Annotated in this window: 26 protein-coding genes and 1 tRNA gene; 20 read left to right on the forward strand and 7 right to left on the reverse strand. The window is 56.9% G+C overall.

Going from position 1 to position 24,184, the window contains the following annotated elements; all coding sequences use genetic code 11:
- Nucleotides 1-127 precede the first annotated feature (127 nt).
- Complete coding sequence (locus tag QDT79_RS00775; RefSeq protein WP_308316105.1) at nt 128-691, forward strand: YqgE/AlgH family protein; 564 nt, start codon at nt 128-130, stop codon at nt 689-691.
- On the forward strand, nt 691-1,113 hold the full coding sequence (ruvX, locus tag QDT79_RS00780; RefSeq protein WP_015379046.1) for a Holliday junction resolvase RuvX: 423 nt from the start codon (nt 691-693) through the stop codon (nt 1,111-1,113). The genes QDT79_RS00775 and ruvX overlap by 1 nt, the downstream gene beginning before the upstream one ends.
- Here the strand turns inward: ruvX and QDT79_RS00785 are convergent.
- On the reverse strand, nt 1,110-2,132 hold the full coding sequence (locus tag QDT79_RS00785; protein WP_308316106.1) for a type IV pilus twitching motility protein PilT: 1,023 nt from the start codon (nt 2,130-2,132) through the stop codon (nt 1,110-1,112). The genes ruvX and QDT79_RS00785 overlap by 4 nt on opposite strands.
- A 20-nt stretch (nt 2,133-2,152) precedes the next feature.
- Here QDT79_RS00785 and QDT79_RS00790 point away from each other — a divergent pair, with 20 nt between their 5' ends.
- The 6 genes from QDT79_RS00790 to hemW are packed head-to-tail and all read left to right on the forward strand — an operon-like array spanning nt 2,153 to nt 6,320.
- On the forward strand, nt 2,153-2,860 hold the full coding sequence (locus QDT79_RS00790) for a YggS family pyridoxal phosphate-dependent enzyme (protein ID WP_063988708.1): 708 nt from the start codon (nt 2,153-2,155) through the stop codon (nt 2,858-2,860).
- A gap of 19 nt (nt 2,861-2,879) precedes the next feature.
- The gene (gene proC, locus QDT79_RS00795) at nt 2,880-3,701 is read left to right on the forward strand and encodes a pyrroline-5-carboxylate reductase (RefSeq protein WP_308316107.1); all 822 of its coding nucleotides are present in this window, start codon (nt 2,880-2,882) and stop codon (nt 3,699-3,701) included.
- A gap of 31 nt (nt 3,702-3,732) precedes the next feature.
- Nucleotides 3,733-4,287 carry a YggT family protein gene (locus QDT79_RS00800; protein WP_063988706.1) on the forward strand — a complete coding sequence of 185 codons (555 nt, stop codon included), beginning with the start codon at nt 3,733-3,735 and terminating at the stop codon, nt 4,285-4,287.
- Nucleotides 4,284-4,574, forward strand: coding sequence for a DUF167 family protein YggU (gene yggU, locus QDT79_RS00805; protein ID WP_004948014.1), 291 nt, complete (start codon nt 4,284-4,286; stop codon nt 4,572-4,574). Before QDT79_RS00800 ends, yggU begins: the two co-directional genes overlap by 4 nt.
- A 17-nt stretch (nt 4,575-4,591) precedes the next feature.
- Nucleotides 4,592-5,185, forward strand: a complete 594-nt coding sequence (locus QDT79_RS00810; RefSeq protein WP_308316108.1) for an XTP/dITP diphosphatase — start codon at nt 4,592-4,594, stop codon at nt 5,183-5,185.
- On the forward strand, nt 5,178-6,320 hold the full coding sequence (gene hemW / locus QDT79_RS00815; protein ID WP_308316109.1) for a radical SAM family heme chaperone HemW: 1,143 nt from the start codon (nt 5,178-5,180) through the stop codon (nt 6,318-6,320). The genes QDT79_RS00810 and hemW overlap by 8 nt, the downstream gene beginning before the upstream one ends.
- Nucleotides 6,321-6,357: 37 nt before the next feature.
- On the opposite strand, the gene QDT79_RS00820 is transcribed toward hemW, so the two are convergent.
- The 5 genes from QDT79_RS00820 to trmB all read right to left on the reverse strand — a co-directional run bounded on the left by QDT79_RS00820 (nt 6,358) and on the right by trmB (nt 9,710).
- Complete coding sequence (locus QDT79_RS00820; protein ID WP_016930094.1) at nt 6,358-6,792, reverse strand: DUF29 domain-containing protein; 435 nt, start codon at nt 6,790-6,792, stop codon at nt 6,358-6,360.
- Nucleotides 6,793-6,892: 100 nt separating this feature from the next.
- Nucleotides 6,893-7,615, reverse strand: coding sequence for a YggN family protein (locus QDT79_RS00825; protein ID WP_063988704.1), 723 nt, complete (start codon nt 7,613-7,615; stop codon nt 6,893-6,895).
- A 30-nt stretch (nt 7,616-7,645) separates the two neighbouring features.
- The gene (gene glsB / locus QDT79_RS00830) at nt 7,646-8,569 is read right to left on the reverse strand and encodes a glutaminase B (RefSeq protein WP_047730848.1); all 924 of its coding nucleotides are present in this window, start codon (nt 8,567-8,569) and stop codon (nt 7,646-7,648) included.
- 95 nt (nt 8,570-8,664) lie between these two features.
- Nucleotides 8,665-8,991: a YggL family protein gene (locus QDT79_RS00835; RefSeq protein WP_019456098.1), complete on the reverse strand. Its 327-nt coding sequence runs from the start codon at nt 8,989-8,991 to the stop codon at nt 8,665-8,667.
- On the reverse strand, nt 8,991-9,710 hold the full coding sequence (gene trmB, locus QDT79_RS00840) for a tRNA (guanosine(46)-N7)-methyltransferase TrmB (protein ID WP_063988703.1): 720 nt from the start codon (nt 9,708-9,710) through the stop codon (nt 8,991-8,993). Before trmB ends, QDT79_RS00835 begins: the two co-directional genes overlap by 1 nt.
- A gap of 177 nt (nt 9,711-9,887) precedes the next feature.
- Between trmB and mutY the strand changes: the two genes are divergently transcribed.
- From mutY to mltC, 3 genes are all read left to right on the forward strand, one after another.
- Nucleotides 9,888-10,988 carry an A/G-specific adenine glycosylase gene (gene mutY / locus QDT79_RS00845; RefSeq protein WP_308316110.1) on the forward strand — a complete coding sequence of 367 codons (1,101 nt, stop codon included), beginning with the start codon at nt 9,888-9,890 and terminating at the stop codon, nt 10,986-10,988.
- Entirely contained in the window at nt 10,985-11,257 is a 273-nt protein-coding gene (locus tag QDT79_RS00850) for an oxidative damage protection protein (protein ID WP_004937404.1), read from the forward strand. Before mutY ends, QDT79_RS00850 begins: the two co-directional genes overlap by 4 nt.
- Before the next feature lie 63 nt (nt 11,258-11,320).
- Nucleotides 11,321-12,397 carry a membrane-bound lytic murein transglycosylase MltC gene (gene mltC / locus QDT79_RS00855; RefSeq protein WP_063988701.1) on the forward strand — a complete coding sequence of 359 codons (1,077 nt, stop codon included), beginning with the start codon at nt 11,321-11,323 and terminating at the stop codon, nt 12,395-12,397.
- A gap of 50 nt (nt 12,398-12,447) precedes the next feature.
- Here the strand turns inward: mltC and speF are convergent, their stop codons facing one another.
- On the reverse strand, nt 12,448-14,613 hold the full coding sequence (speF, locus tag QDT79_RS00860; RefSeq protein WP_063988762.1) for an ornithine decarboxylase SpeF: 2,166 nt from the start codon (nt 14,611-14,613) through the stop codon (nt 12,448-12,450).
- Between the two features lie 704 nt (nt 14,614-15,317).
- Here speF and QDT79_RS00865 point away from each other — a divergent pair.
- The 9 genes from QDT79_RS00865 to QDT79_RS00905 all read left to right on the forward strand — a co-directional run bounded on the left by QDT79_RS00865 (nt 15,318) and on the right by QDT79_RS00905 (nt 24,169).
- Nucleotides 15,318-15,393: transfer RNA gene (locus QDT79_RS00865), tRNA-Phe, on the forward strand.
- Between the two features lie 611 nt (nt 15,394-16,004).
- Nucleotides 16,005-16,487, forward strand: coding sequence for an Hcp family type VI secretion system effector (locus tag QDT79_RS00870; protein WP_025304260.1), 483 nt, complete (start codon nt 16,005-16,007; stop codon nt 16,485-16,487).
- A 47-nt stretch (nt 16,488-16,534) separates the two neighbouring features.
- Nucleotides 16,535-17,017, forward strand: coding sequence for an Hcp family type VI secretion system effector (locus QDT79_RS00875; protein ID WP_308316111.1), 483 nt, complete (start codon nt 16,535-16,537; stop codon nt 17,015-17,017).
- Between the two features lie 36 nt (nt 17,018-17,053).
- On the forward strand, nt 17,054-17,914 hold the full coding sequence (locus QDT79_RS00880; RefSeq protein ID WP_253718931.1) for a hypothetical protein: 861 nt from the start codon (nt 17,054-17,056) through the stop codon (nt 17,912-17,914).
- 919 nt (nt 17,915-18,833) lie between these two features.
- The gene (locus tag QDT79_RS00885) at nt 18,834-20,129 is read left to right on the forward strand and encodes a lysine N(6)-hydroxylase/L-ornithine N(5)-oxygenase family protein (protein WP_149559035.1); all 1,296 of its coding nucleotides are present in this window, start codon (nt 18,834-18,836) and stop codon (nt 20,127-20,129) included.
- A gap of 50 nt (nt 20,130-20,179) precedes the next feature.
- A complete protein-coding gene (locus tag QDT79_RS00890; protein WP_308316112.1) occupies nt 20,180-21,064 on the forward strand; it encodes an ATP-grasp fold amidoligase family protein in 885 nt (294 codons plus the stop codon).
- Nucleotides 21,065-21,692: 628 nt separating this feature from the next.
- A complete protein-coding gene (locus tag QDT79_RS00895) occupies nt 21,693-22,613 on the forward strand; it encodes an alpha/beta hydrolase (RefSeq protein WP_063988761.1) in 921 nt (306 codons plus the stop codon).
- Nucleotides 22,614-23,041: 428 nt separating this feature from the next.
- Nucleotides 23,042-23,452: a GNAT family N-acetyltransferase gene (locus tag QDT79_RS00900; RefSeq protein WP_063988696.1), complete on the forward strand. Its 411-nt coding sequence runs from the start codon at nt 23,042-23,044 to the stop codon at nt 23,450-23,452.
- A gap of 27 nt (nt 23,453-23,479) precedes the next feature.
- Nucleotides 23,480-24,169 (forward strand): helix-turn-helix transcriptional regulator, encoded by a 690-nt coding sequence (locus QDT79_RS00905; RefSeq protein WP_033636032.1) that lies wholly within the window; start codon nt 23,480-23,482, stop codon nt 24,167-24,169.
- Nucleotides 24,170-24,184 lie beyond the last annotated feature (15 nt).

The raw sequence follows: 24,184 nt of genomic DNA on the forward strand, positions 1-24,184 counted from the left end.
AGCCGCCCGCTATCCAGCATAGCGCCCGCCAAAGCGCGCCTTTGCACGCGGCTTGAAAGGCAGCGGGTATAGCCGCATACTGTCGGCTGTTTATTTTCTCACCCATTGATTACCTTATACTAACGCCATGAATTTACAGCACCATTTTCTGATCGCCATGCCCACCCTGCAGGATCCTCGCTTCAAGCGCTCGGTGATTTACGTCTGCGAGCATAACGAAGAAGGCGCCATGGGTTTGGTGATCAATAAACCGGTGGAGCAGTTCACGGTAGCCACGGTACTGAGCAAGCTGAAGATCATGCCACCTGCGCGCGATCCGGCCATCAGCCTGGACAAGCCGGTGTTCGCCGGCGGCCCGCTGGCGGACGATCGCGGGTTTATCCTGCATACGCCGCGCCACGGCTTCGGCGCCAGCATTCAAATCTCCCCCAACACCATGATCACCACCTCGAAAGACGTGCTGGAAACGCTCGGCACCCCGGAACAACCGGACGACGTGCTGGTGGCGCTGGGTTATGCGGGTTGGGAAAAGGGCCAGCTGGAGCAGGAGGTGTTGGATAACGCCTGGCTGACCATCGAAGCCAACACCGACATTCTGTTCCGCACGCCGATCGCCAGCCGTTGGCGCGAGGCGGGGAACCTCCTGGGTATCGACATTCGCAGCATCGCCAACCACGCAGGACACGCCTGATGAGCAACCGCACCATTATCGCCTTCGACTTCGGCACCAAAAGCATCGGCGCGGCCGTCGGCCAGGAGTTGACCGGCAGCGCCCGCGCCCTGCCGGCTTTCAAAGCGCAGGACGGCTCGCCGGACTGGCTGAAAATCGAAAAGCTGCTGAAGGAGTGGCAGCCGGATCTGGTGGTGGTCGGCCTGCCGCTGAACATGGACGGCACCGAACAACCGGTGACCGCCCAGGCGCGCAAGTTCGCCAACCGCCTGCACGGCCGCTTCGGCATCCAGATCGATCTGCATGACGAGCGCCTGAGCACCGTGGAAGCGCGCGCCAACCTGTTCGATCGCGGCGGCTTCCGCGCGCTCGACAAAGGCAGCGTGGACTCCGCCTCTGCGGTGGTGATCCTCGAAAGCTGGTTCGAACGGCAGTTGGGTTAATCCCCCGTTCCCTCCCCCGCACACTCCCCCAACACGCCGGCGTCGATCCGCTGCTGCAAACCTTGCTCAAAGGTTTGCATGCCGGACTGCGCGCCGGTTTGCAACACGCTCGCCAACTGATGGGTTTTTCCTTCGCGGATCAGGTTGCTGACCGCCGCCGTCGCCGTCAGCACCTCAAAGATTGCCACTCGCCCGCCGCCGGGCCGCCTCATCAGCTTTTGCGCGATCACCGCCTGCAGGCTGCCGGCCAGTTGGGCGCGCACATAGGGTTTCTCTTCCGCCGGAAACACGTCCACCAGCCGTTCCACCGCCTGCGGCGCGCTGCGGGTGTGCAGCGTCGCCAGCACCAGATGCCCGGTCTCCGCCGCGGTGAGCGCCAGCCGGATGGTGGCGATATCGCGCAGCTCACCCAGCAGGATCACATCCGGATCTTCACGCAGCGCGGCGCGCAACGCCGCATCGAAGCTGTGAGTGTCGCGGCCGATCTCCCGCTGCTGGATCAGCGAACGTCGGCTGCGGTGCAGGAATTCGATCGGATCCTCCAGCGTCAAAATGTGCCGCGGCTGGTGCCGGTTGATCTCGTCGATCATCGCCGCCAGCGTGGTGGACTTGCCGCTGCCGGTGGCACCAGTGACCAGGAGAAGCCCATCGTCGCGCCGCAGCAGCGCCGATACGATGGCCGGCGCCGCCAGCTCGGCAAGCGAAGGCGCCTGCCCGGCGACACGCCGCAATGCGAGAGACATCCCCACGTTTTGCTGAAAAACGTTGGCCCGCAGTCGCTCCCCACCCGGCCTGTGCAGTGCCAGATCGACCTGCCCCAGCCGCAGCAGGCTCTCGCGCTGCTGCGCATTCAGCAATCCGTCGCAGAGGGTCTGCACGCCTTGCGCCGTCAGCATTGGCACCGCTGCCAGCGGGTGCAGTTCGCCGTCGATGCGCAACATCGGCGGATGGCCGGCACAAAGGTGCAGATCGGAAGCGTTATGCTTTACACTAAGGGCCACGAATTCATCGATATCCATATCACTCTCCTGGGTCAATAATGAGCACTATCCAACAGAACCTGCAGGATGTCAGAAACCGCATCGCGGCCGCCGCGCAAAACTGCGCGCGGGCGCCAGAAGAAGTTGCCCTGCTTGCAGTCAGCAAAACCAAACCTGTGGCGGCGATCGAAGAAGCCATCGCCGCCGGCCAACGCGCCTTCGGCGAGAACTACGTGCAGGAAGGGGTAGACAAGATCCGGCATTTCGCCGAGTCTTCGCAGGGCGGCGAGTTGGTGTGGCACTTTATCGGCCCGCTGCAATCCAATAAGAGTCGGCTGGTGGCGGAACACTTCGCCTGGTGCCATACCGTAGATCGGCTGCGCATCGCCCAGCGCCTGAGCGATCAGCGCCCGGTCGACATGCCGCCGCTCAACGTGCTGATTCAAATCAACATCAGCGACGAGCAAAGCAAATCCGGCATCGCGCTGGCCGAGCTGCCGGCGCTGGCGGAAGCGATTGCCGCACTACCGAACCTGACGCTGCGCGGCCTGATGGCCATTCCGGCGCCGGAAGCGGATTACCAGCGGCAGCTGGCGGTATTCAGCCGGATGAACGACGCCTTTCTCGCCCTGCGTCAGCGTTATCCGCAGGCCGATACGCTATCGATGGGCATGACGGACGATATGGCGGCGGCGATCGCCGCAGGCAGCACACTGGTGCGCATTGGCACCGCAATTTTTGGCGCCCGCGACTACTCGCAGGCCTGACAAACAGACGAGGGATTTGATGCAATATCGCAAGATTACCTTTATCGGCGCCGGCAACATGGCGCGTGCAATCATCGCCGGCCTGGTGGCGGGCGGCTATCCGGCCAAATCCATCAGCGTCTGCGCCCCTTCACCGAAAAACCGTGACGCGCTGGCGGCGGACTACGGCATCGTCAGCAGCGGCGACAACGTCGCCTGCGCGCGCGAGGCCGACGTAGTGGTGCTGGCGGTCAAACCGCAGCTGATGGCCGACGTTTGCCAACCACTGCGCGAGCAGGTCGATTTCGGCGGCAAACTGGTGCTGTCGATCGCCGCCGGCATTCAGGTCAGCCGTTTCTATCAGCTGCTCGGCGACAAGCTGAACATCGTGCGTATCATGCCCAACACCCCGTCGCTGGTCGGCAAGGGCATGAGCGGATTGTACGCGCCGGCGCAGGTCAGCCGGCAGGATCGCGATTACACCGGCGATTTAATGGCATCGGTCGGTAAAGTTTGCTGGGTCGATGACGAAAATGGCATCAACGGCGTGATCGCCGCCGCGGGCAGCGCCCCGGCCTATTTCTTCCTGTTTATGGAAGCGATGCAAAAAGAGGCCGAACGCATGGGCTTCGACAGCCAGACCGCGCGCGATCTGGTGCAGCAGGCTGCTTCCGGCGCCGCCGCCTTGGTAGAAGCCAACCCGGATACGCCGCTGGGCACGCTGCGCGAGCAGGTCACCTCCAAAGGCGGCACCACCGCCGAAGCGCTGCGGGTGTTCAACGAACGCCAGTTGCCGGAAACCGTGGCACAAGCGATGCAGGCCGCCGTTGCCCGCGCCCAAGAGATGGAAAAATTATTTTAAATAACCATGAGTTAAGGAGAAGGACCACTTCATGCTAACGCTGACTTTCCTGGTCAAGACCGTTATTGATCTGTACGTGATGGTGCTGTTGCTGCGCATTTGGATGCAATGGACGCGCACCGATTTTTACAACCCGTTCTCGCAGTTTGTGGTGAAGATCACTCAGCCGGTCGTCGGCCCGCTGCGCCGCATCATCCCGTCGCTGGGGCCTATCGACAGCGCTTCGCTGTTGCTGGCGTTCCTGCTGATGACCATCAAGTACCCGCTGCTGCTGTTGATCCAGGGCGGCGCGATATCGCTCAGCCCCTATAACCTGCTGTTCGGCCTGATCTCGCTGGTGAAGTCTGCCGGCTACCTGATCTTCTGGGTGATGATCATTCGTGCGCTGATGAGCTGGATCAGTCAGGGCCGCAGCCCGATCGACTACGTGATGTACCAGCTGACCGAACCCTTGATGGCGCCGATCCGTCGCATCATCCCGGCGATGGGCGGCATCGACTTTTCCGCCATGGTGGTGATCCTGATCCTCTATCTGATCAACTACCTGGGCATGGATCTGTTCGGCGAGATCTGGTTCCTGCTGTGAGTGCAGTCACTCCGGTGCTGGACGGGCTGGCGATCAGGCTATATATTCAGCCGAAAGCCAGCCGCGACCAAATTATCGGCTTGCATGGCGACGAACTGAAAGTCGCCATCACCGCCCCGCCGGTCGACGGCCAAGCCAACGCCCATTTGATCAAGTTTATCGCCAAGCAGTTCAAAGTGGCGAAAAGCAACGTCACCATCGAGAAAGGCGAACTGGGGCGGCATAAACAGTTACGCATCGTGAATCCGCAACAGATCCCCGCCGTGGTCGCGGCGCTCATCGAATAATTTTCAAGGTAGTCATTATGCAAAAAGTCGTTCTTGCCACCGGTAACCCGGGCAAAGTGCGCGAACTCGCCGACCTGTTGGCCGATTTCGGCCTGGACGTGGTCGCGCAAACCGATCTGGGCGTGGAATCCGCCGAAGAAACCGGGCTGACGTTTATCGAAAACGCCATTCTGAAAGCGCGCCATGCGGCACAGGTCACCGGCCTGCCGGCGATCGCCGACGACTCCGGCCTGGCGGTCGACGCGCTGGGCGGCGCGCCGGGCATCTACTCCGCACGCTATGCCGGTGAAGACGCCGACGATCGGCAGAACCTCGACAAGCTGCTGGCGGCGCTGAAAGGCGTAGCGCCGGGCCGGCGCGGCGCGCAATTCCACTGCGTGCTGGTCTATCTGCGCCATGCAGAAGATCCGACGCCGCTGGTGTTCCACGGCAGCTGGGCCGGCGAAATCACCGAGCAGGCCGCCGGCGAAGGCGGCTTCGGTTACGATCCTGTCTTCTACGTGCCGGAGCTGGGCCGCACCGCCGCCGAGCTGAGCCGCGACGAGAAGCGGGCGATGTCGCACCGCGGCAAAGCGCTGACGCTGATGTTGGAAGCCATGCGCAATGCTTAAGCTGCCCCCGCTGAGTCTCTACATTCACATCCCGTGGTGCGTGCAGAAATGCCCGTACTGCGACTTCAACTCCCATGCGCTGAAGGGTGACGTGCCGCATCAGGAGTATGTCGATCATCTGTTGGCGGATCTGGATGCCGATCTGCCGCTGGCCGGCGGCCGGGAGATAAGCACCATCTTCATCGGCGGCGGCACCCCCAGCCTGCTGAGCGCCGAGGCGATGCAAGCCTTGCTGGACGGCGTGCGGGCGCGCATTCGCGTCGCCGACGACGCCGAAATCACCATGGAGGCCAACCCCGGCACCGTGGAGGCCGATCGCTTCAACGGCTACCAGCGCGCCGGCGTCAACCGCATCTCCATCGGAGTGCAAAGCTTCAGCGCCGAGAAGCTGACCCGCTTAGGGCGCATCCACGGCCCGGAAGAGGCCAAGCGCGCGGCGACGCTGGCGACCGGTCTTGGCCTACGCAGCTTTAACCTCGATCTGATGCACGGCCTGCCGGATCAGTCGCTGGAAGAGGCGCTGGACGATCTGCGCCAGGCTATCGCCCTCAATCCGCCGCACCTGTCGTGGTATCAGCTGACCATCGAGCCGAACACCCTGTTCAGCTCGCGCCCGCCGGTTTTGCCGGACGACGACGCGCTGTGGGATATCTTCGAACGCGGCCACCAGCTGCTGAGCGCCGCCGGCTATCAACAGTATGAAACCTCGGCCTACGCCAAGCCGGGCTTCCAATGCCAGCACAACCTCAACTACTGGCGCTTCGGCGACTACCTGGGGATCGGCTGCGGCGCGCACGGCAAGGTGACCTTCAGCGACGGGCGCATCCTGCGCACCGCCAAGACCAAGCACCCGCGCGGCTTTATGCGCGGCGACTACATGGACAAGCAGCATGAGGTGGCGGCGGCGGATCGGCCGTTCGAATTCTTCATGAACCGCTTCCGCCTGTTGGAAGCCGCGCCGCGCGCCGACTTCGTCAACTACACCGGGCTGGCGGAAAGCGTCATTCGCCCACAGCTGGACGAAGCGCTGGCCAAAGGCTATCTGGAAGAAACCGCGGAGCACTGGCAGATCACCGAGAAGGGCAAACTGTTCCTCAACTCGCTGCTGGAACTGTTCCTGGCGGACGACGAGTAAAAAAAAGCGCTGAATAATCAGCGCTTTTTTATTGGTGTTAATCCGGGTAAAACGTCTGAGACAGAATCTGCTGAGTTTCCCAGATGCCGTTTTCCGGATATACATCCAGCCCAGTTTCGGCCGTAGCGAGCGCAACGGCCTTCGACCAGACGACATCCAGCCAATCAGCATCGCTCAGTTTACCTTTTAGGCTGGGCGATTCTTTCAAGCTGTAAAGCACCTCTTTACGCTGCGCTTTAATCGTTCTCTCCCAGCTGGTTCCACGCCTGGCCGGCTGATATTTCCATTTAAGCAAATGTGCAATCAGCACCGTCATCCGGCTAGCAAGTTCCCTTTGCTCGCTCTTCCCCACGTCCTCAATCTCCTCGGCGATCTTTTCAATATCGATCTCAGACAATTTTCCGGAGCGCAAAAGAGCGGCCTGTTCATTTGCCCAGGCAACAACATCGGTTTCGTAACGTGTATGGCTCATAGCGTCCTCCGTAAACATCCATAAATCTGTACGTAGTTTGACCAGTCTGTCAGACAAGCCTCAGAAGGTCAAAAAACATACTACCGAGAAGGTTCTTAAATCACTTCAACGCCTTCAGCAGATCCTTGCGCTGGGTTTCCAGTGCGGTGACGCGGTTGCAAACGTCGCGGCCGAAGTTCTGGAAGTCCTGTTCCTGGTTGTTCCATTCGTTCTGGATCGCCTTCTGCAAGCCGCCCAGATTGCCCATGATCGCCTGCAGCGGGTTGCCGCCGCTGTTGGCGGCCTGTTTGACGCCCATCTCGTTCAGGCTGTCCTGCAGCACCCCGCCCATGCTCTGCTGCACGATGTTGCGGCCGTCCTGTTCCACCTGGTCGATCGCCTTGTGGTGGAAGGTCAGGCCGTCGCTGCGGTGTTCGATGATGCGGTTCATCTGCTGTTTCAACTGGCCGTTCAGAGTGGTCAGCCGGTTGCGCACGTTGCTGTTGCTGCCCAGCTCTTTGACGATCACTTTATCCAGCGACGAACGGGCTTTCTCAAGGTGCTGCTGCGCGCCGTCGTCGATCCACGGCAGTTGTTTGCGCAGCGCGCTCTGGTAGCTGAAGGCTTTCTGCCGCTGGCTGTCGTTCAGGCTCAGCGCCTGGCCATTGCGGATCACGTCGCCATCCGGCGAAATTTGCAGGTCGCCGCTGGCGCCTTTCACCTGCACGCTCTGCGGGCTGATGATCACATCATCCTGGGGTTTAACGCTGCATTGGTACTCGGCGTGGGCCTGCACGGCAGTCGCCGCCAGCAGCAGTAAGGCTAACCCGGTTTTCTTCAACATAGCTTCTCCTGACTCCCATCCAGATTGGGATTAAAAAATCGAACGACCGATACGTTGAGACAACAGTTCCAGCGCCGCAGTTCCCGCCAGCGAGTTGCCGGAAGCATCCAGCTCCGGCGACCAGACGACGATCGACAACTCGCCCGGCACGATGGCCACGATGCCGCCGCCCACGCCGGACTTGCCCGGCATTCCCACCCGATAGGCGAATTCGCCGGCGCCGTCGTACATCCCGCTGGTCATCATCAGAGCATTGATCTGCCGGGCCTGCAGCGGGCTGATCACCGCCTCGCCGTTGAGATCGCGGCCGTGATTGGCCAGATAGACGAAGCTGCGCGCCAGCTCCACACAACTCATGCGCAGCGCGCAGTAGTGGAAATAGGTTTGCAGCACGGTGATCACGTCGTTCTCGAAGTTGCCGAACGACTTCATCAGATAGGCGATGGCCGCATTGCGATCGGAGTGTTCAAACTCGGAGCGCGCCACCCGCAGATCATAGGCCAGGTCGTCTTCGCCGGCTAGCTGGCGCACCACCTCGAGCATGCGCTGTTTGGGGGCGCTGAGCCGGGTTTGCAGCATGTCGCACACCACCAGCGCGCCGGGGTTGATAAACGGATTGCGCGGTTTGCCCTGCTCCATCTCCAGCTGCAGCAGCGAGTTGAACGGCAGGCCGGAAGGCTCTTTGCCGACGCGCCGCCAAATCTCAGGCTCCTGATAGCGCGTCAACGCCAGCGTCAGGCTCAGCACTTTGGAGATCGACTGAATGGAGAAGCGCTCCGCGGCGTCGCCGGCCTGGAACAGTTCGCCGTCCACCGTGCAGACGGCGATCGCCAGCCGATCGGCGGGCACTTCCGCCAACGCCGGGATGTAGTCGGCCACTTTCCCCTGGCCAATCAGCGGGCGTACCTGTTGCAGGATCTCCTCCAGCAACGCGTTATCCAATGTTGTTACCACCGCGGTCACACTCCGGGCAAAACAAAGGCGCCGTTAAGGCACCTGAGATCAATAAAACGGCGCGGCGCGAAGCCGCGCTCATCGGGCAAGCGCGATCAATCCCACCAGATATCGAACAGATCGCTGACCTTAACGTCAGTCAGTTTGCGCGCTTCCAGCCAGTTTTTCACCAGCTCGCGCTGTTCATCGGTGCAGTGGCCAATCTTCTGCAGGCAGATCAGACCTTCCCACTGCAGGTAGCCGCTGCCGTCAAACGCCAGGCCGTTCGGCTCGATCACTTCATCGATGAAGGTATCCAGCGTGCTGTCGATGTCTTCCACCGACGTGCCTTCGGCGAAGCGCCAGGCTACGGAGAAACCCAGCTCCTGAAATTCTTCAATGTGTAACTTTTTACGTAAACGACGACTGCGGTTCTTAGCCATTATTCTTTCCTCTCAAACATCAAGTCCCAAACGCCATGTCCCAGGCGCTGGCCGCGTAATTCAAATTTCGTCAGTGGGCGCGAATCCGGACGCGGCACGTAATCATTATCGCTGGAAAGATTACGGTAGCCTGCGACCCCGTTCATAACCTCTAACATATGTTCCGCATAAGGTTGCCAATCGGTAGCCATGTGGAAGACGCCGCCGGTCTTCAGCTTGCGCAGCACCAGTTCGACAAACGGCGTTTGCACGATGCGGCGCTTGTTGTGACGCGCCTTGTGCCACGGATCGGGGAAGAACAGCTGCACCATGTCCAGCGAGCCGTCCGGGATCATGTTTTCCAGCACCTCAACCGCGTCGTGGCACATCACGCGCAGGTTGCTCAGCTTCGCCTCGTGGGCGTCGGCCAGGCAGGCGCCCACGCCCGGCGAGTGCACTTCGATCCCTAAAAAGTTCTGCTGCGGGTTGTTGCCCGCCATGGTCACCAGCGAGGCGCCCATGCCAAAACCGATCTCCAGCACCGTCGGCGCGTCGCGGCCGAACAGCGCGGCGAGATTGACAGCGTCAGCCTGATACTCCACGCCCATCACCGGCCAATAGTTCTCCAGCGCGTGCTGCTGGCCTTTGGTCAGCCGCCCCTGGCGGCGGACAAAACTGCGGATACGGCGCATCGCGCGGCCGTTCTCATCAAATTCCGGGGAGATGACGTCATTAATCATAGTGCTTTCTGTCTGTTTGGCTGCCAATTAGGGAAACGCGCATTATGCAAAGATACATTGGTTTAGCAAGTGTTCATCTTCTGTACCCGCCGTGCGGCGTCGGAAAGTTCCGGTTTACAGCACCATGACTCTATGCTGCAATCTCGCTTCATTTTCTGCCGGATAACGACGCTGCTCATGATGCAAGCACAACAATTCGCACAGGTGGTGCTTGACTGGTATCAGCGCTACGGCCGCAAGACCCTGCCGTGGCAGCTGGAAAAAACCGCCTATCAAGTATGGCTCTCCGAGGTGATGTTGCAACAGACCCAGGTTGCCACCGTCATTCCTTATTTTCAGCGTTTTATGGCCCGTTTTCCCAACGTGCGCGCGCTGGCGGAGGCCCCGCTCGACGAAGTGCTGCATCTGTGGACCGGGCTCGGCTATTACGCCCGCGCCCGCAACCTGCACAAGGCGGCGCAGACCATTGTCGCACAGCACGGCGGCGAGTTCCCGACAACCTTCTCAGAAATCGCCGATTTACCGGGCGTCGGCCGCTCCACCGCCGGCGCGGTGCTGTCGTTGGCGCTGGGCCAACACTATCCGATCCTCGACGGCAACGTGAAGCGCGTGCTGGCCCGCTGCTACGCGGTGGAAGGCTGGCCTGGCAAGAAAGAGGTCGAAAACCGGCTGTGGAAAATCAGCGAAGAGGTCACCCCGGCGCAGGGCGTCGGCCAGTTCAACCAGGCGATGATGGATCTGGGCGCCATGGTCTGCACCCGCTCCAAGCCCAAGTGTGAACTCTGCCCGCTCAACGTCGGCTGCCTGTCTTACGCCAACCACAGCTGGGCCAACTACCCCGGCAAAAAACCCAAGCAGACCCTGCCGGAAAAAACCGCCTACTTCTTATTGCTGCAGCACGGCGACCGCGTGTGGCTGGAACAGCGCCCGGCGGTGGGGCTGTGGGGCGGCCTGTTCTGCTTCCCGCAGTTCAGCGCGCGCGTGGATTTGGAACTCTGGCTGCAGCAGCGCGGTCTGAAAGGCAAGCGCCTGGAACAGCTGACCGCGTTTCGCCACACGTTCAGCCATTTCCATCTCGATATCGTGCCGATGTGGCTGTCGCTCGACTCGGCGGGCAGCGGCATGGATGAGGGCGCAGGTCTCTGGTATAACTTAGCGCAGCCGCCGTCGGTCGGGCTGGCAGCGCCGGTAGATCGCCTGTTGCAACAGCTGGCGAAACAGCCCCCGATCCAACAAAACTTATATGGCGATAGCGCCATCGATGAGGAATTAGCATGAGCCGCACCATTTTTTGTACTTTCCTGCAGCGCGACGCCGAAGGCCAGGACTTCCAGCTTTATCCCGGCGACGTCGGCAAGCGCATCTACAACGAGATCTCCAAGGAAGCCTGGGGCGAGTGGATGAAGAAGCAGACCATGCTGATCAACGAGAAGAAGCTGAACATGATGAACGTGGACGACCGCAAACTGCTGGAAGAGGAAATGATCAAGTTCCTGTTCGAAGGGCACGACGTGCACATCGAAGGCTATACGCCGCCGAGCGAATAACGCTGTTGGGGCCAGGCGCTGGCCCGCTTCAATCCTCTTATACTTCTTCCAAACGGCTTTAAGATGAAGAAAATTTTAGCTTTGCTCGTAATAGCGCCTTTGCTGATCTCCTGTTCCGGCAAAAAAAGTGAAGATATCAACGAAGCCTGGATCAAAGATACCAACGGCTTCGACATTCTGATGGGCCAATTCGCCCACAATATCGAGAACATCTGGGGTCTGAACGAAGTTCTGATCGCCGGGCCGAAAGACTACGTCAAATATACCGACCAATACCAAACCCGCAGCCACATCAACTTCGACACCGGCGCCATTACCATCGAGACCATCGCCACCACCGACCCGGCCGCGCACCTGCGCCAGGCGATCATCAGCACGCTGCTGATGGGTGACGATCCGGGGTCCATCGACCTCTATTCCGACGCCAACGATATCCAGATCAGCAAAGAGCCGTTCCTGTACGGCCAGGTGCTGGATAACAAGGGCGCGCCGATCCGTTGGGAATGGCGCGCGGCGCACTTCGCCGATTACCTGCTGCAGACCAAGCTGCAAAAGCGCACCTCCGGCCTGCACGTGATCTACTCGGTCACCATCCAACTGGTGCCGAACCACCTGGACAAACGTGCGCACAAATACCTGCCGATGGTGCGCAAGGCGTCGGAAAAATACGGCGTGGACGAATCGCTGATCCTGGCTATCATGCAGACCGAATCGAGCTTCAACCCGTATGCGGTGAGCGGTTCGGACGCACTGGGCCTGATGCAGGTGGTACAGCACACCGCCGGTAAGGATGTGTTCCAGATGCGCGGCAAATGGGGCACCCCGAGCCGCAGCTACCTGTTCGATCCGGAAAACAACATCGACACCGGCACCGCCTATCTGGCTATCCTGCAGAACAACTACCTGGGCGGCATTCAGAACCCGACCTCGCGCCGCTATGCGGTGATCACCGCCTACAACGGCGGTGCAGGCAGCGTGCTGCGGGTGTTCTCCAGCGACAGAACGCGCGCGGTGGGCATCATCAACGGCATGCAGCCGGGCGACGTGTACCAAACGCTGACCACCAAGCACCCGGCCGCCGAGTCACGCCGCTATCTGGTGAAAGTGAATACCGCGCAGAAGAGTTACCGCAGAAAGTAACGCGTTCCGCGTGGATAAATGAGAAGGGCCGGTGCGAACCGGCCCTTTTTCTATGGCTTGATCATATAGCCGAAGATGCGCTTCCAGCCGTGATCTTTTTTCTCGATGTAGACCCCCTGCAGCTCCGGCGAGAAGCCCGGCAGGCGGTTGATGCCCTCTTCCAGCGCCAGGAAATAGCGCTGCACCGCGCCGCCCCACACTTCGCCCGGCACCACGCACAGCACGCCCGGCGGGTACGGCAAGGCCCCTTCCGCCGCGATGCGCCCTTCCGCCTGGCCGATCGGCACCAGCTCGACGTTATCGCGGATAAACTCCACGTTGGCGTCCTGCGGGTTCATCACTACCGGCGGAAAATGATCCTGGCGGAACATCTCCTTTTGCAGCTGTTTGACGTCGAAGCTGACGTACAGATCGTGCATCTCCTGGCACAGCCGGCGAATGCTGTAACCGCGGTAGCGCTGCTCGTTCTTGCGGTACACCGTCGGCAGCACCACGCTCAGCGGCGCGTCCTCTGCAACATAGCGCTCGAACTGCGCCAGCATCGCCACCAGGTGCTCCATCTTGGCCGGGTTTTCTGCCGGGGTCAGCAGGAACAGGATCGAGTTGAGATCGCACTTCTCCGGCACGATGCCGTTCTCGCGCAGGAAGTTGGCCAGAATGGTGGCCGGCACGCCAAACTCGGTGTATTGGCCGGTCGCGGCGTCGATGCCCGGCGTGGTCAGCAACAGCTTGCACGGATCCACCAAATACTGATCCTGGGCATAGCCTTCGAAGCCGTGCCACGTTTCCCCCGGCACGAAGGTGAAGAAGCGCGCGTCGTTGGCAATAAGGTCAGTATCGTGATCCTGCCAGTCTTTGCCCGCCACCTGCAGCGGAATAAACGGCTTCAGCTGCGAACAGCGCGTGAGCAGCTGTTTGCGGGTCTCGATGCCCAGTTTGACGCAATCCATCCACATGCGGCGCCCGGCGGGGCCGGCGTGCATCTTGGCGTTGACGTCCAGCGCGGCGAACAGCGGATAGAACGGGCTGGTCGACGCATGCAGCATGAACGCGTTGTTCAGGTGCTTGTGGTTGCAGTGGCGCTTTTGCCCTTTGATATGATCGTCTTTCTTGTGGATCTGCGAGGTCTGCGAGAACCCCGCCTGCTGTTTATGCACCGACTGGGTGACGAAAATGCCTGGATCGTGCTCGTCCAGCTCCAGCAGCAGCGGCGAGCACTCTTTCAGCATCGGAATAAAGCCTTCGTAGCCCACCCAGGCGGAGTCGAACAGGATGTAGTCACACAGATGGCCGATGGTGTCGATCACCTGGCGAGCGTTGTAAATCGTGCCGTCGTAGGTGCCGAGCTGAATGATCGCCAGCCGGAACGGCCGCGCCGCCGCGGCCTTCTCCGGCGCCACTTCGCGGATCTGCTCACGCAGGTAGCGTTCGTCGAAGCAGTGCGCATCGATGCCGCCGATAAAGCCGAACGGGTTGCGGGCGGTTTCCAGGTAGACCGGCGTGGCGCCGGCCTGGATCAGCGCCCCGTGGTGGTTGGATTTGTGGTTGTTGCGATCGAACAGCACCAGATCGCCACGGGTCAGCAGCGCATTGGTCACCACCTTATTGGCCGCCGAGGTGCCGTTGAGCACGAAGTAGGTTTTATCGGCGTTGAACACCCGCGCCGCGTGCTTTTGCGCATCCTTGGCCGAGCCTTCGTGGATCAGCAGATCGCCCAGCTTGACGTCGGCGTTGCACATATCGGAACGGAACAGGGTTTCACCGTAGAAATCGAAGAACTGCCGGCCGGCCGGGTGTTTGCGGAAGAACTCGCCGCCCTGATGCCCTGGGCAGGCGAAGGTCGAGTTTTCCATCTCGACGTAGGTCTTCAGCGTTTTGAAGAACGGCGGCAGCAGCGCCTGCTCGTAGGCGTCGGCGGCGGCCTCCAGCTGCGCCATGTAGAACGGCTTGCTGGCGCCAGCCAGCAGCGCGAAAACCCCACTGACAAACGGCAGATAGTCCGGCGAGAGATGCTCGTCCCCTTCCACCGCCACGAAGGTCGGAATGTCGAACCCCGTCGCCTGCAAGCGCGCCAGAATGCCGGCGTTCACGTCGGCGACCGACACCACCGCCGCCGCCACGTCGGTGTAGTCCGTCTGCTCTACGCGCACGATCTGGCGCAGCGTCTCAATGGTGGCGACCAGGCTGGCGCTGGTCGCGATTTTCAATTCTTTCATCATGCTGACTCTCAAACGGTGAAGGATGAGGGTGTGCCACCGGCACGGTAATGAGATAACGCGGTTATCCCGGTAAAGCGATACCCCGGCACGGCAGCATAAGCGGCGTGCGTGACCGGCTCATGATCGGGGATCATCAGGCGGCTATCGGGGGAACTGGTCTTGGCAGCGTCCGACAGGCATCAGTAAAATCAGGGCCGCAGCGCTGGCTTTACGCATGCCTAACAGCGAGCATCAGGCGGCTTTACCGCATGGCCGGTAGGCGTATTCGGGCGGATGACGTGCGAAGGAAACAACGGCGGAACGGTGGCGGCGTAAGATGTCTGGTGCGCAGCAGCGCTTGAGCAACAAAACCAGTCATGCCAATAACCCTCTGGCTTATAAGAAGCGGGAACACCGTCAGGGAACGGAGAGTGCTAAAATTTGCGCAATGATTGCATGATTCGTTGCGGGGTTCAAGCAAGAATCGCCTTGATTTAATGCGCATCAATTGAACCGCAATGCATTGTTATTTAAACAAAAATATATAAAAACCCATCTAAATACCGGTATAAATACACGTTTTATATGCATATTTATTGAGTGACGATACCCTCCCATCCCCCACTCCGCCGGGTTCGCTGCCTGAAAATAGAGCAACCGATCGGCTTTGTGACAGAAAGCGATTGACGCCATCCGGCCAATACGGTTTAATGCGCCCCGTTGCCCGGATAGCTCAGTCGGTAGAGCAGGGGATTGAAAATCCCCGTGTCCTTGGTTCGATTCCGAGTCCGGGCACCATATTTAGAGAACCCAGCTTATGGCTGGGTTTTTGCTTTTCAGGGACAGGACTCTCCATCGAGCTGCGTTCGATTATTCGGCCAGAGGCCTCACCCTGCGGGCCAGCGCTAAAGCGCCGTTCAACGCGGCGCCAGCGCCGGTTGTCCGAGTCCGGTCGCCCTATTTAGAGAACCTGCCCAGAAGGCGGGTTTTTCGCTTGCTGGGGTACGGACTCTCCATCGAACTGCGTTCGATTATTCGGCCTGAGGCCTCACCCTACGGGCCAGCGCTGAAGCGCCACCGCATCATCCGATAGGTGTGCAACTCCGCATTACAGCTGGACTCTCTCGAAAGCCCCCCAATTCCCGACTATCCGGACGTCAAACGAGCACGCTCACATTCCGTGTTTATTGTGTGTTTTTATTGTCGAGCGGTGATGGGATACAGCTACGAATCAATAGCCATATCACTTTGTTAAATAACAACATATTAGGAAAAAATTAGGAACATTCCGAATAAAAACGACATTGCTGTTAATTCATTCATATAAGGCTATGCTGAATTTTACCCATTGATAAGACATTTTTAACCTATTCCGCTGCCAACGCGAAATAATGGAGGATCCGACGACAATGGCAATTGATATGTATATGAAAGTTGAAGGAATGACAGGCGAGTCCCAAGACAGCAATCATAAAGGATGGACCGACGTACTTTCGTTTAACTGGGGCGCTTCACAGCCAGGAAATATGGCTGTCGGCGGTGGCGGCGGCTCCGGAAAAGTGAATTATCAAGACCTCCGTATTCAAGCGCTTATCGACAAATCTACGCCCGCCATTCTCAAATATTGTTCCAGTGGAAAACATGTCGCGAAAATAGAGCTTTCCGTATGCAAAGCGGGCGGCAACCAGGTGGAGTATTCCAAAATCGTTCTCGAAGACGTGCTGGTGACACAAACCGATTTTAATGGTGTAGGTCAAAATGATGCGATCGTGGTTGATTACGCCTTCCAGGCGTCAAAAGTCACTATGAGTTACTGGGAACAAGGCAGCAGCGGCACTAAAGGCGCGGAAAGCAAATCTGGTTGGGATATCAAGCAGAATAAAGAGAGCTGAGCGCATTCGGGCACCTAACAATACGTTAATGATCGGGTGATAAAATCATGGCAATGGATATGTTTTTAAAAGTTGAAGGCATTAATGGTGAATCGAAAAATGCGAATCACAGGCAATGGATCGATGTCTTCTCCTTTAACTGGGGCGCGCGGCAGCCTGGCAATATGGCCGTTGGCGGCGGCGGCGGTGCAGGTAAAGTGAACTTTCGCGATCTGACCGTACAGGCTCTGATAGATAAAGCGACACCTGCCTTATTGAAATACTGCTCGGCGGGTAAACATCTCGCCAAGGTACAGTTGTCTCTTTGCAAAGCCGGTGGGCAGGAAGTGGAGTATACCCGCATTACCTTGGAAGATGTATTGGTGACTCATACCGACTTCATCGGTGTCGAGCACGGTTCCACGCTAGGCATTGAATACTCTTTTCAGGCCGGTAAAGTGTCGATGGAATACTGGGAGCAAGCGAAGCAAGGCAGTAAAGGGGCTTCGGTGCAGATGGGCTGGGACATTAAGCAAAATAAAGAAAGCTAATCACATTACGGTGCATATCGTAATGACGGGGGCATTATGGCATTTCCTAAGTCACATGAAATTTTAGCTCTGACATCGCAACACGAATCGAATAATCGGGTGTCAGCCAACTTTTTGACCCGTGAGATTTTGAATGAGGCGCTGATCCTCGTCAGGTCTCTGTCACCAGAAGAAGTCTTTCGATTGACAAAAACAGAGACCGGCCAGATCGCGTTTACGCTGGGTGAACTCAAAGATGAAAACAACCGCCGGTTGACAGCCAATAATATTGAGTCAGGACAACGACCAGGCGGCAGAATTAATCACCTGGATAACCGAATTAATGTCTCTTTTCCCGGAACCTCATGGCAAATGGGAGCCCGTGTTCAGCATTTTGAGAATATCGCGTCGAGCACCGTAGGCGGGGCCGGACTGGTTTTGATCGCGGGATTATGGACGGGAGCAGGTTCTGGCGTTGGCAGCATTTTAGGCAGAAATGCCGCCCAGCTCGCTGTAGTGACAGGCTCTTATTTAGGTAAACGCTTCGTGACCAATAAAACCATGGTCGTGAATCAGATGGCGGCGCATATCAAAAACCTTGCCGATATGTTTAACTCTACCCACAATGCCTTTAATGATTTCAAGTTTGAAAGCGCAGCCAAACGCGCACAATACAGCCCCGATCCTCAGGCAGAGCACCCTATTACTTTTGAACAAAAAGTCACGGATAACAATGCAGTTCCTGCCAACTATACCGATGCCATTCAGGCCATCGTGCGCCGTTTTATAACGGGAACCTACCAACGTGTCGATATCGTCGGCCAGGGCGATATGTTTATAAAAGTCTTTTTCAGCGATGGAGAACTGGACATTTCGCAAGCCCAGTATGATTACCTCAGCAATTTGAAGCTCCCGTGACTGATCAATCTGGCAGGTCTTCACGCTTGTGGCGCAACGGTTGTTCATTCTGCCCAAGGTGCAAAAATACCCCGGGCTGACCAAGCGATTTTTATTGTCGGTGAGAATGGCCAATGACGATGACAAGCCAGATTGCCGGATCGGATTCAATCGTTCGCCACCGCGGCCAGGTTTTTCACACTCGGCTCGAGCAAGCGCCCTCTCCGGCCAGCTTTTGTCCGGCATTAATTAAACGAACCCTAAACCCGATAGGTAACGCGAGCCATCCGCACCCACAGGGTGATGTAACTCGGGGTAAAATCTTACCGTTCGGGGCGGCAATAAGAGGAGATAAAGGCACAGAACTATGCGGAGCACCTTAGTGAACGAACGTGATACGTCGCAACGAATAACACATTGAATTAAATGATAAAAAACAATTCATAACGCGCAGATTTCATAATTTCACTTCCGATTTCATCTTTGCAAAAAGCGCCCTGCTTCTAATATCACGTTATTTCACCTTCCCAGAGCCTATTTTAGGGCTATTCTATGCGACGAATACCTGATCCTGGCAATGCAATGGCATATACACCAGAAAAGCAGATAAGAACTCACACGGTGGGCATCTTCCATGACGCCCGTTTTCATGGCGCGAGAAATCAGGCATGTCAGATTTTTACTTAGGACTATTCATTAAAAACACACGAAAAATTTTATAGGTATTTTTCATGGAAAGAAATACGCCCGTAGCCTTTACCTGATGTGCTATCGAATTCTAAACGGGCATTTAAAAATGCGGTATTTTAGGCCCGCACACCTTTAAATTACATTTAATTAACGAAGCCTACTTATAAGAAAAAGGCAGCCTGGTTGCTATAAGCCACCCTATCTGCAGCCGTATTTCTGGGTATTACTCTCATTATACTGGAGCTTATTAATGAATCAGCGTTTGGATATCATCGGTATTGGCCTTGGCCCGTCGAATCTTAGCCTGGCGGCCTTAGGAAGTGAAATAGAGGGGTTTACAGGGCAATTTCTTGAACGCAAACCCCATTTCTCCTGGCACCCAGGGATGATCCTGGCAGATTGCAGCATGCAGACCAACTTTTTAAAAGATCTGGTGAGCGCGGTTGCCCCAACCAATCGCTACAGCTTTCTCAACTATCTGGTAAAAAACAGAAAGTTCTACCGCTTCCTGACAACGGAACAGCGCACCGCATCGCGTGAAGAGTTCGCCGATTACCTCACCTGGGCCGCCGGCGGAATGGGATCGTTGGCCTTCAATCAAGACGTTCAGCGGGTCGAATTTGACGATCGGCAGCGCCAGTTCGTGGTGACCACCTCGAATAAGGTCTTCCACGCCAAACACGTCAGCATAGGTATAGGCAAGAAAATAAAGTTGCCGGATTGTGTGACGGCACAAAGCGATCGCTGTTTCCACGCCAGCGAAATGATGCTGCGCAATCCCGATTTGACCGGCAAACGCGTGGCGATCGTCGGCGGCGGCCAGAGCGGCGCAGACCTGTTCCTGAATATTTTTAAAGGGGAATGGGGGCAGCCGGAGCAGCTCGACTGGATATCGCGCCGCAACAATTACAACGCGCTCGATGAAGCGGCCTTTGCCAACGAATACTTCACGCCCGATTACGTCGAGAGCTTTTACTCGCTGGATAGCGCGGCCAAGCGGCATATGCTGGCCGAACAGAAGATGACCTCAGACGGCATCACCAGTGAGTCGCTGTTGGCGATTTATCGCGCCATGTACCACCGCTTCGATGTCCTGCGCGAGAAATTATGGGTGCGCCTGCTGCCCAGCCGTTCGCTGACGGCCGTGAAACACACGCTGGATAACGCCTACCAACTCGAAACGCGTCATCATCTCGATCACGGCGAAGAAGCCTTCAAGGCGGACGTGGTGATCTTCGCCACCGGTTACCAATCGGCAACGCCAGAGTTCCTTGAGCCTTTGGCCCACCGTTTGCTGACCACTGCGGATGGCGAATACCGCATCGCCCCAGACTTTACCTTTGAGTGGGAAGGCCCGGCAGAGAACTGCTTATTCGCCATGAACGCCAGCATGCACAATCACGGCATCGCCGATCCGCAGTTGAGCCTGATGGCATGGCGATCGGCCCGCATTCTTAATCGGGCGTTAGACCACAAGCCATTTGATCTGGGAACCACGCCGACGGCCATTCAATGGCGCAGTGAAAGCGTGCCATACGCGTTTTAAATACAAGAACGTCTTAATCATTGTCACTACGCTTTGATGGAATTACGTATATGAAAAGACAAGTCATTAAATTTATTGTAAAGCAGCTGGCCGTATTGGCTCCCGAATTCAAGGCCAGATTGCTCTACAAAAAAGCATTTGGCAAACCGTTAAACTTGCAGGCGCCATCCACCTGGAATGAAAAGATCAATCACCTGAAGTTGAATGGTTATAGTCAAAATGCGTTGGTGAAGCAGTGTGCAGATAAATATGCGGTAAGACAGTACATCAAAGAAAAAGGGTGCGAAGAGATCCTTAATGAATTGTACTTTGCCTGTGACTCAGTAAACGATATTCCGTGGGACGCATTACCGGACAAGTTTGTGATCAAAGGAAATCACGGTTCCGGGTATAACCTGATTTGCCAGAATAAAAAATTGCTGAATATCACGAGCGCCAAAAAATTGATCGATGGCTGGATGAAAGACGATTATTGGAAAACCTATGTAGAACTCAACTACAAAGGGATACAAAAAAAGATCATTGGGGAGAAATATATCGAATCGGCCAATGGTCACGGGCCTGAAGACTATAAAATCTATTGTTTTCGCGGTGTGCCTTACTGCACGTTGCTGTGTGTCGGCAGAGATACCGGGTCGCCGAAATATTACTTCTTCGACAAAGATTTCAAGTTTCTGTGCTACAGCGATGACTGCCTGGCTTTGAGCCAGGAAGAAATAGACGCCTTCGTGAAGCCAGAAGGCTACGATGAGCTGTTTGAGTACGCCTCACGCTTGTCCGCGCCCTTCGAGTTTGTTCGCGTTGATTTCTACATCTCCAAAGGCCAGATCATTTTCGGCGAGCTGACCTTTACCCCTTCCGCCGGGCTGGATACGGATATCCTGCCGCCGACCGATGTTTTGCTTGGCGAGATGTTGACGTTGCAACAGCACTGATTTTCACCTGGCCCCACGGTGAAGATTGGCCGCGCCTGAGGAAAAATACCGGCCGGTACGTTTGCCGCCCGCCAGTCGGTATTACCTTGGGGGTTATCGGGCCGAGGCTCTCACCTGTTCTGCCGCCGTGACGGCGACATCCCTAGCCTCCCGTCCTTGGCTGCCCGCAACCGACCCAGGGGCAATACCTCAACCAGGTTGCATAACCATTTGAAAAACAATGATATTGAGAGATTAATAAGAATCACTTACATATTTATAATAAAATGTTCTATATGTATAGGAAGCTATAATATAAGATACAGGAAAGTTTCCCTGGTGTTGTTGTGTGTCTTTGCCCTATTTTATAGGGCTTTTTTTGCCAAATATCGTTGATAACCGTGATTTTTTACCTGCCTTCGCTATTCCCCGCCCTATAGAAATCATAACCATTTCTAATTAATTGTAATCTCTCTTATTCCTGACTTATCAATAATAACAAGGGGTTGCTATTAACCCGGCAAAGTAACTGGTAGCCCTCTTCCGGGTTTTGGCCGCCTTTCGCGGCCGGAATGTCCGCCCTAAAGGTAGGTTTTTACCGGCCCCGCACGGATGCTACTATCAGCCTTTTTCGAGGATGTTGATCCGCATGTTCTTGTCCAACCGGCATTTTATCTCCGCGCTTCTGGCACTCGCCATCGGCCTTTGGCTGCCGGGCTCCGCGCTGGCCAGGCCCGATTTGGAACGCAAGATCGGCACTACCGTAGCCGATAGCGATTCTGCGGATTACCGTTTCAGCGATCTGCGCTTCACCTCCGCCGATGGCCAACGGCATTACCGCGTTCGCATCGCCCAGCCGCGTCGGGCGCCTGCGCCTGGCGGCTATCCAACGGTTTATTTCCTCGACGGCAATGCGGTACTGATGGAGTTAAACGCCGCCTTACTGGCCAAATTGGCCGCGGCGAAGCGGCCGCCGGTGCTGATAATGATCGGCTATGACAACGATCTGCGCATCGATGCCGCCGGCCGCGCCTACGACTATACGCTCCCTCTGCCGGCAGGCATGAAGAAACCGCCGCGGGCCAGCGGAGGCGCGGATGCGTTCCTGCAATTGATTGAAACTCGGATCAAACCGGCGATTGCCGCCAAACTGGCGGTCGATCCGCAGCGGCAAACGCTGTGGGGCCACTCCTATGGCGGGCTCTTCGTTCTGCACACGTTGTTCACCCATCCCACCACCTTCCAGCGCTACATCGCCGTAGAACCCTCGCTGTGGTGGGGCAACGGCATGATCTTGCAAGAAGCGCAGCAGATGACGGAACGACGTGCGGTGCCGGAGACGGAGACAAGGTTACAACTGTGGGTTGGCCTGGCGGAACGCGATCGCGCGACCCCGCCCGGCGTGAAGAGCCCCATTCTGCCGGCAGACGCGGTGCATTTGCTGGCCGAACAGCTGACGCAGCTCGGCGGTCTCACCGTCGGCTATCGGGAATGGCCCGCCTTGGGGCACGGCGCTATGCTGGGTGCGGCCATCGAGCCGGCGCTAAGCAGCGTCATCGCAGAGGACTGAGTCCGCGGATCAGAAGGTGTCGGCCACATTTTCATCTGCGGCGCATATCTTCTGCCAAGAAGAGTGTTTACTATCTGAGACAGGGAATGACGGCCGTGGGTGGGCGCGTCAAAAAACAAAGTGGCTCCCCCGTCGGCAAGTGAGCTTGCTCTATCCGGTGGAGCCATACAGTACTGCAGTTTTCCCGGTGGGGCCCTGGTGAGGCGCAAGTTAGGAAAAGATGGTGTAAGCAGGGCATTTCAGCGTTTTAATACCGCCTGTTTCACTATTTTCTTCTCCCTGTGACGCCTACTATAAGCGCCCGCTCACCGGGTGGAAAAGGGTGAAAACCACCCTTGAAATACATTAATGAAAGTGATATTAGAAGCGGTTGGGGCAAAAGCGCCTAGTTCAGTTTTGAATAATTAAATCAGGGAATTATATTAAAAATGAATATTAATATCACCGACAAACCCAACCCGCAGGATGAAGAGTTCGTTATCGACAGCCTTTGGGCGCACAATCACAAAACCCAGCCCGTAGACATTCACCCGCTGTTCCTGACCGTCACCGACGACAATCAGCAGATCGTCGGCGGCCTGGTCGCACGCACCTGGTGGGGCGGTCTGGAAGTGCAGTATCTGTGGGTTGGCGATCAATGCCGCAAATGCGGATACGGCCGCCAATTGATGGAGTTGGCCGAAGAAGAAGCCCGCAAGCGCGGTTGCCATATGGCCTATGTCGACACCTTCGATTTCCAGGCCAGAGGCTTCTACGAAAAACTGGGCTACCGGGTCTACGGCGAGCTGGGCGACTATGCACATCGCCACACCCGCCATTACCTGGCTAAAAGCCTGTAACGCGGCCTGAGCGGCACAGAGGTGGGTATGGGGTCATCGCATAAAAATAATGAATCTTATTTTAAGGGCCTCATCACCATGATGGAGCACCTGAGCGAACCCTGGGGCATCAAAGACCAACTGTCCCGCCACCTCTATATGAACCGCGCCGCTTATCTCTATACCAATACGCCGCTGAATTTCGACGTCGCCGGCAAATATGACCACGAGTTCCCCGCCGACTGGGCCGACTCCGCCGCCGACTTTATCGAACATGACAAGATGACCGAAGCGGCGCGCGATCGGGTCACTGTCATAGAAACGCACTACTGGTACGGCAAAGACAGCCTGACGCCGTTTATCAGCGAAAAGCTGCCGGTGTACAACGATGACAAACAGGTGATTGGCGTGATCTGGAACGCCAAGCCGATGAACAGCCTGTCGCCGCTGAAATACATCAATCAGCAAAAACCCAGCGTGTTGACCACCGAAGTCAATAACGAGCTGTTCACCCGAGCCGAACTCGATGTCATTTTTCTTATGCTGCAACGATTTACAGTGAAAGAGATCGCCAAAATCTATAACGTCAGCAATAAGACCATCGAAAACCGCATTTATAACATTTACCAGAAGGCCAACGTGCATACTCAGCAGCAATTTGAAGAGTACTGCAAATACGCCAACCTGGATAACTACATTCCCGATCGCCTGATAACCAAAGGCATTCAGTTTATTTGAACCGCAAGGAAGATC

This window comes from Serratia marcescens (genome assembly GCF_029846115.1).
GTDB classification, from domain to species: Bacteria; Pseudomonadota; Gammaproteobacteria; order Enterobacterales; family Enterobacteriaceae; genus Serratia; species Serratia marcescens_L.

What these genes read in the sequence shown, in the direction of transcription:
- QDT79_RS00850 (WP_004937404.1), top strand. Translation starts at nt 10,985, where the DNA reads ATGAGCCGCACCATTTTTTGTACTTTCCTGCAGCGCGACGCCGAAGGC.
- QDT79_RS00905 (WP_033636032.1), top strand. Translation starts at nt 23,480, where the DNA reads ATGGGGTCATCGCATAAAAATAATGAATCTTATTTTAAGGGCCTCATC.
- QDT79_RS00775 (WP_308316105.1), top strand. Translation starts at nt 128, where the DNA reads ATGAATTTACAGCACCATTTTCTGATCGCCATGCCCACCCTGCAGGAT.
- QDT79_RS00900 (WP_063988696.1), top strand. Translation starts at nt 23,042, where the DNA reads ATGAATATTAATATCACCGACAAACCCAACCCGCAGGATGAAGAGTTC.
- QDT79_RS00835 (WP_019456098.1), bottom strand. Translation starts at nt 8,991, where the DNA reads ATGGCTAAGAACCGCAGTCGTCGTTTACGTAAAAAGTTACACATTGAA.
- QDT79_RS00810 (WP_308316108.1), top strand. Translation starts at nt 4,592, where the DNA reads ATGCAAAAAGTCGTTCTTGCCACCGGTAACCCGGGCAAAGTGCGCGAA.
- QDT79_RS00785 (WP_308316106.1), bottom strand. Translation starts at nt 2,132, where the DNA reads ATGGATATCGATGAATTCGTGGCCCTTAGTGTAAAGCATAACGCTTCC.
- speF (WP_063988762.1), bottom strand. Translation starts at nt 14,613, where the DNA reads ATGAAAGAATTGAAAATCGCGACCAGCGCCAGCCTGGTCGCCACCATT.
- QDT79_RS00890 (WP_308316112.1), top strand. Translation starts at nt 20,180, where the DNA reads ATGAAAAGACAAGTCATTAAATTTATTGTAAAGCAGCTGGCCGTATTG.
- mltC (WP_063988701.1), top strand. Translation starts at nt 11,321, where the DNA reads ATGAAGAAAATTTTAGCTTTGCTCGTAATAGCGCCTTTGCTGATCTCC.
- QDT79_RS00870 (WP_025304260.1), top strand. Translation starts at nt 16,005, where the DNA reads ATGGCAATTGATATGTATATGAAAGTTGAAGGAATGACAGGCGAGTCC.
- QDT79_RS00825 (WP_063988704.1), bottom strand. Translation starts at nt 7,615, where the DNA reads ATGTTGAAGAAAACCGGGTTAGCCTTACTGCTGCTGGCGGCGACTGCC.
- trmB (WP_063988703.1), bottom strand. Translation starts at nt 9,710, where the DNA reads ATGATTAATGACGTCATCTCCCCGGAATTTGATGAGAACGGCCGCGCG.
- QDT79_RS00895 (WP_063988761.1), top strand. Translation starts at nt 21,693, where the DNA reads ATGTTCTTGTCCAACCGGCATTTTATCTCCGCGCTTCTGGCACTCGCC.
- QDT79_RS00880 (WP_253718931.1), top strand. Translation starts at nt 17,054, where the DNA reads ATGGCATTTCCTAAGTCACATGAAATTTTAGCTCTGACATCGCAACAC.
- QDT79_RS00800 (WP_063988706.1), top strand. Translation starts at nt 3,733, where the DNA reads ATGCTAACGCTGACTTTCCTGGTCAAGACCGTTATTGATCTGTACGTG.
- QDT79_RS00820 (WP_016930094.1), bottom strand. Translation starts at nt 6,792, where the DNA reads ATGAGCCATACACGTTACGAAACCGATGTTGTTGCCTGGGCAAATGAA.
- mutY (WP_308316110.1), top strand. Translation starts at nt 9,888, where the DNA reads ATGATGCAAGCACAACAATTCGCACAGGTGGTGCTTGACTGGTATCAG.
- QDT79_RS00790 (WP_063988708.1), top strand. Translation starts at nt 2,153, where the DNA reads ATGAGCACTATCCAACAGAACCTGCAGGATGTCAGAAACCGCATCGCG.
- proC (WP_308316107.1), top strand. Translation starts at nt 2,880, where the DNA reads ATGCAATATCGCAAGATTACCTTTATCGGCGCCGGCAACATGGCGCGT.
- ruvX (WP_015379046.1), top strand. Translation starts at nt 691, where the DNA reads ATGAGCAACCGCACCATTATCGCCTTCGACTTCGGCACCAAAAGCATC.
- QDT79_RS00875 (WP_308316111.1), top strand. Translation starts at nt 16,535, where the DNA reads ATGGCAATGGATATGTTTTTAAAAGTTGAAGGCATTAATGGTGAATCG.
- QDT79_RS00885 (WP_149559035.1), top strand. Translation starts at nt 18,834, where the DNA reads ATGAATCAGCGTTTGGATATCATCGGTATTGGCCTTGGCCCGTCGAAT.
- hemW (WP_308316109.1), top strand. Translation starts at nt 5,178, where the DNA reads ATGCTTAAGCTGCCCCCGCTGAGTCTCTACATTCACATCCCGTGGTGC.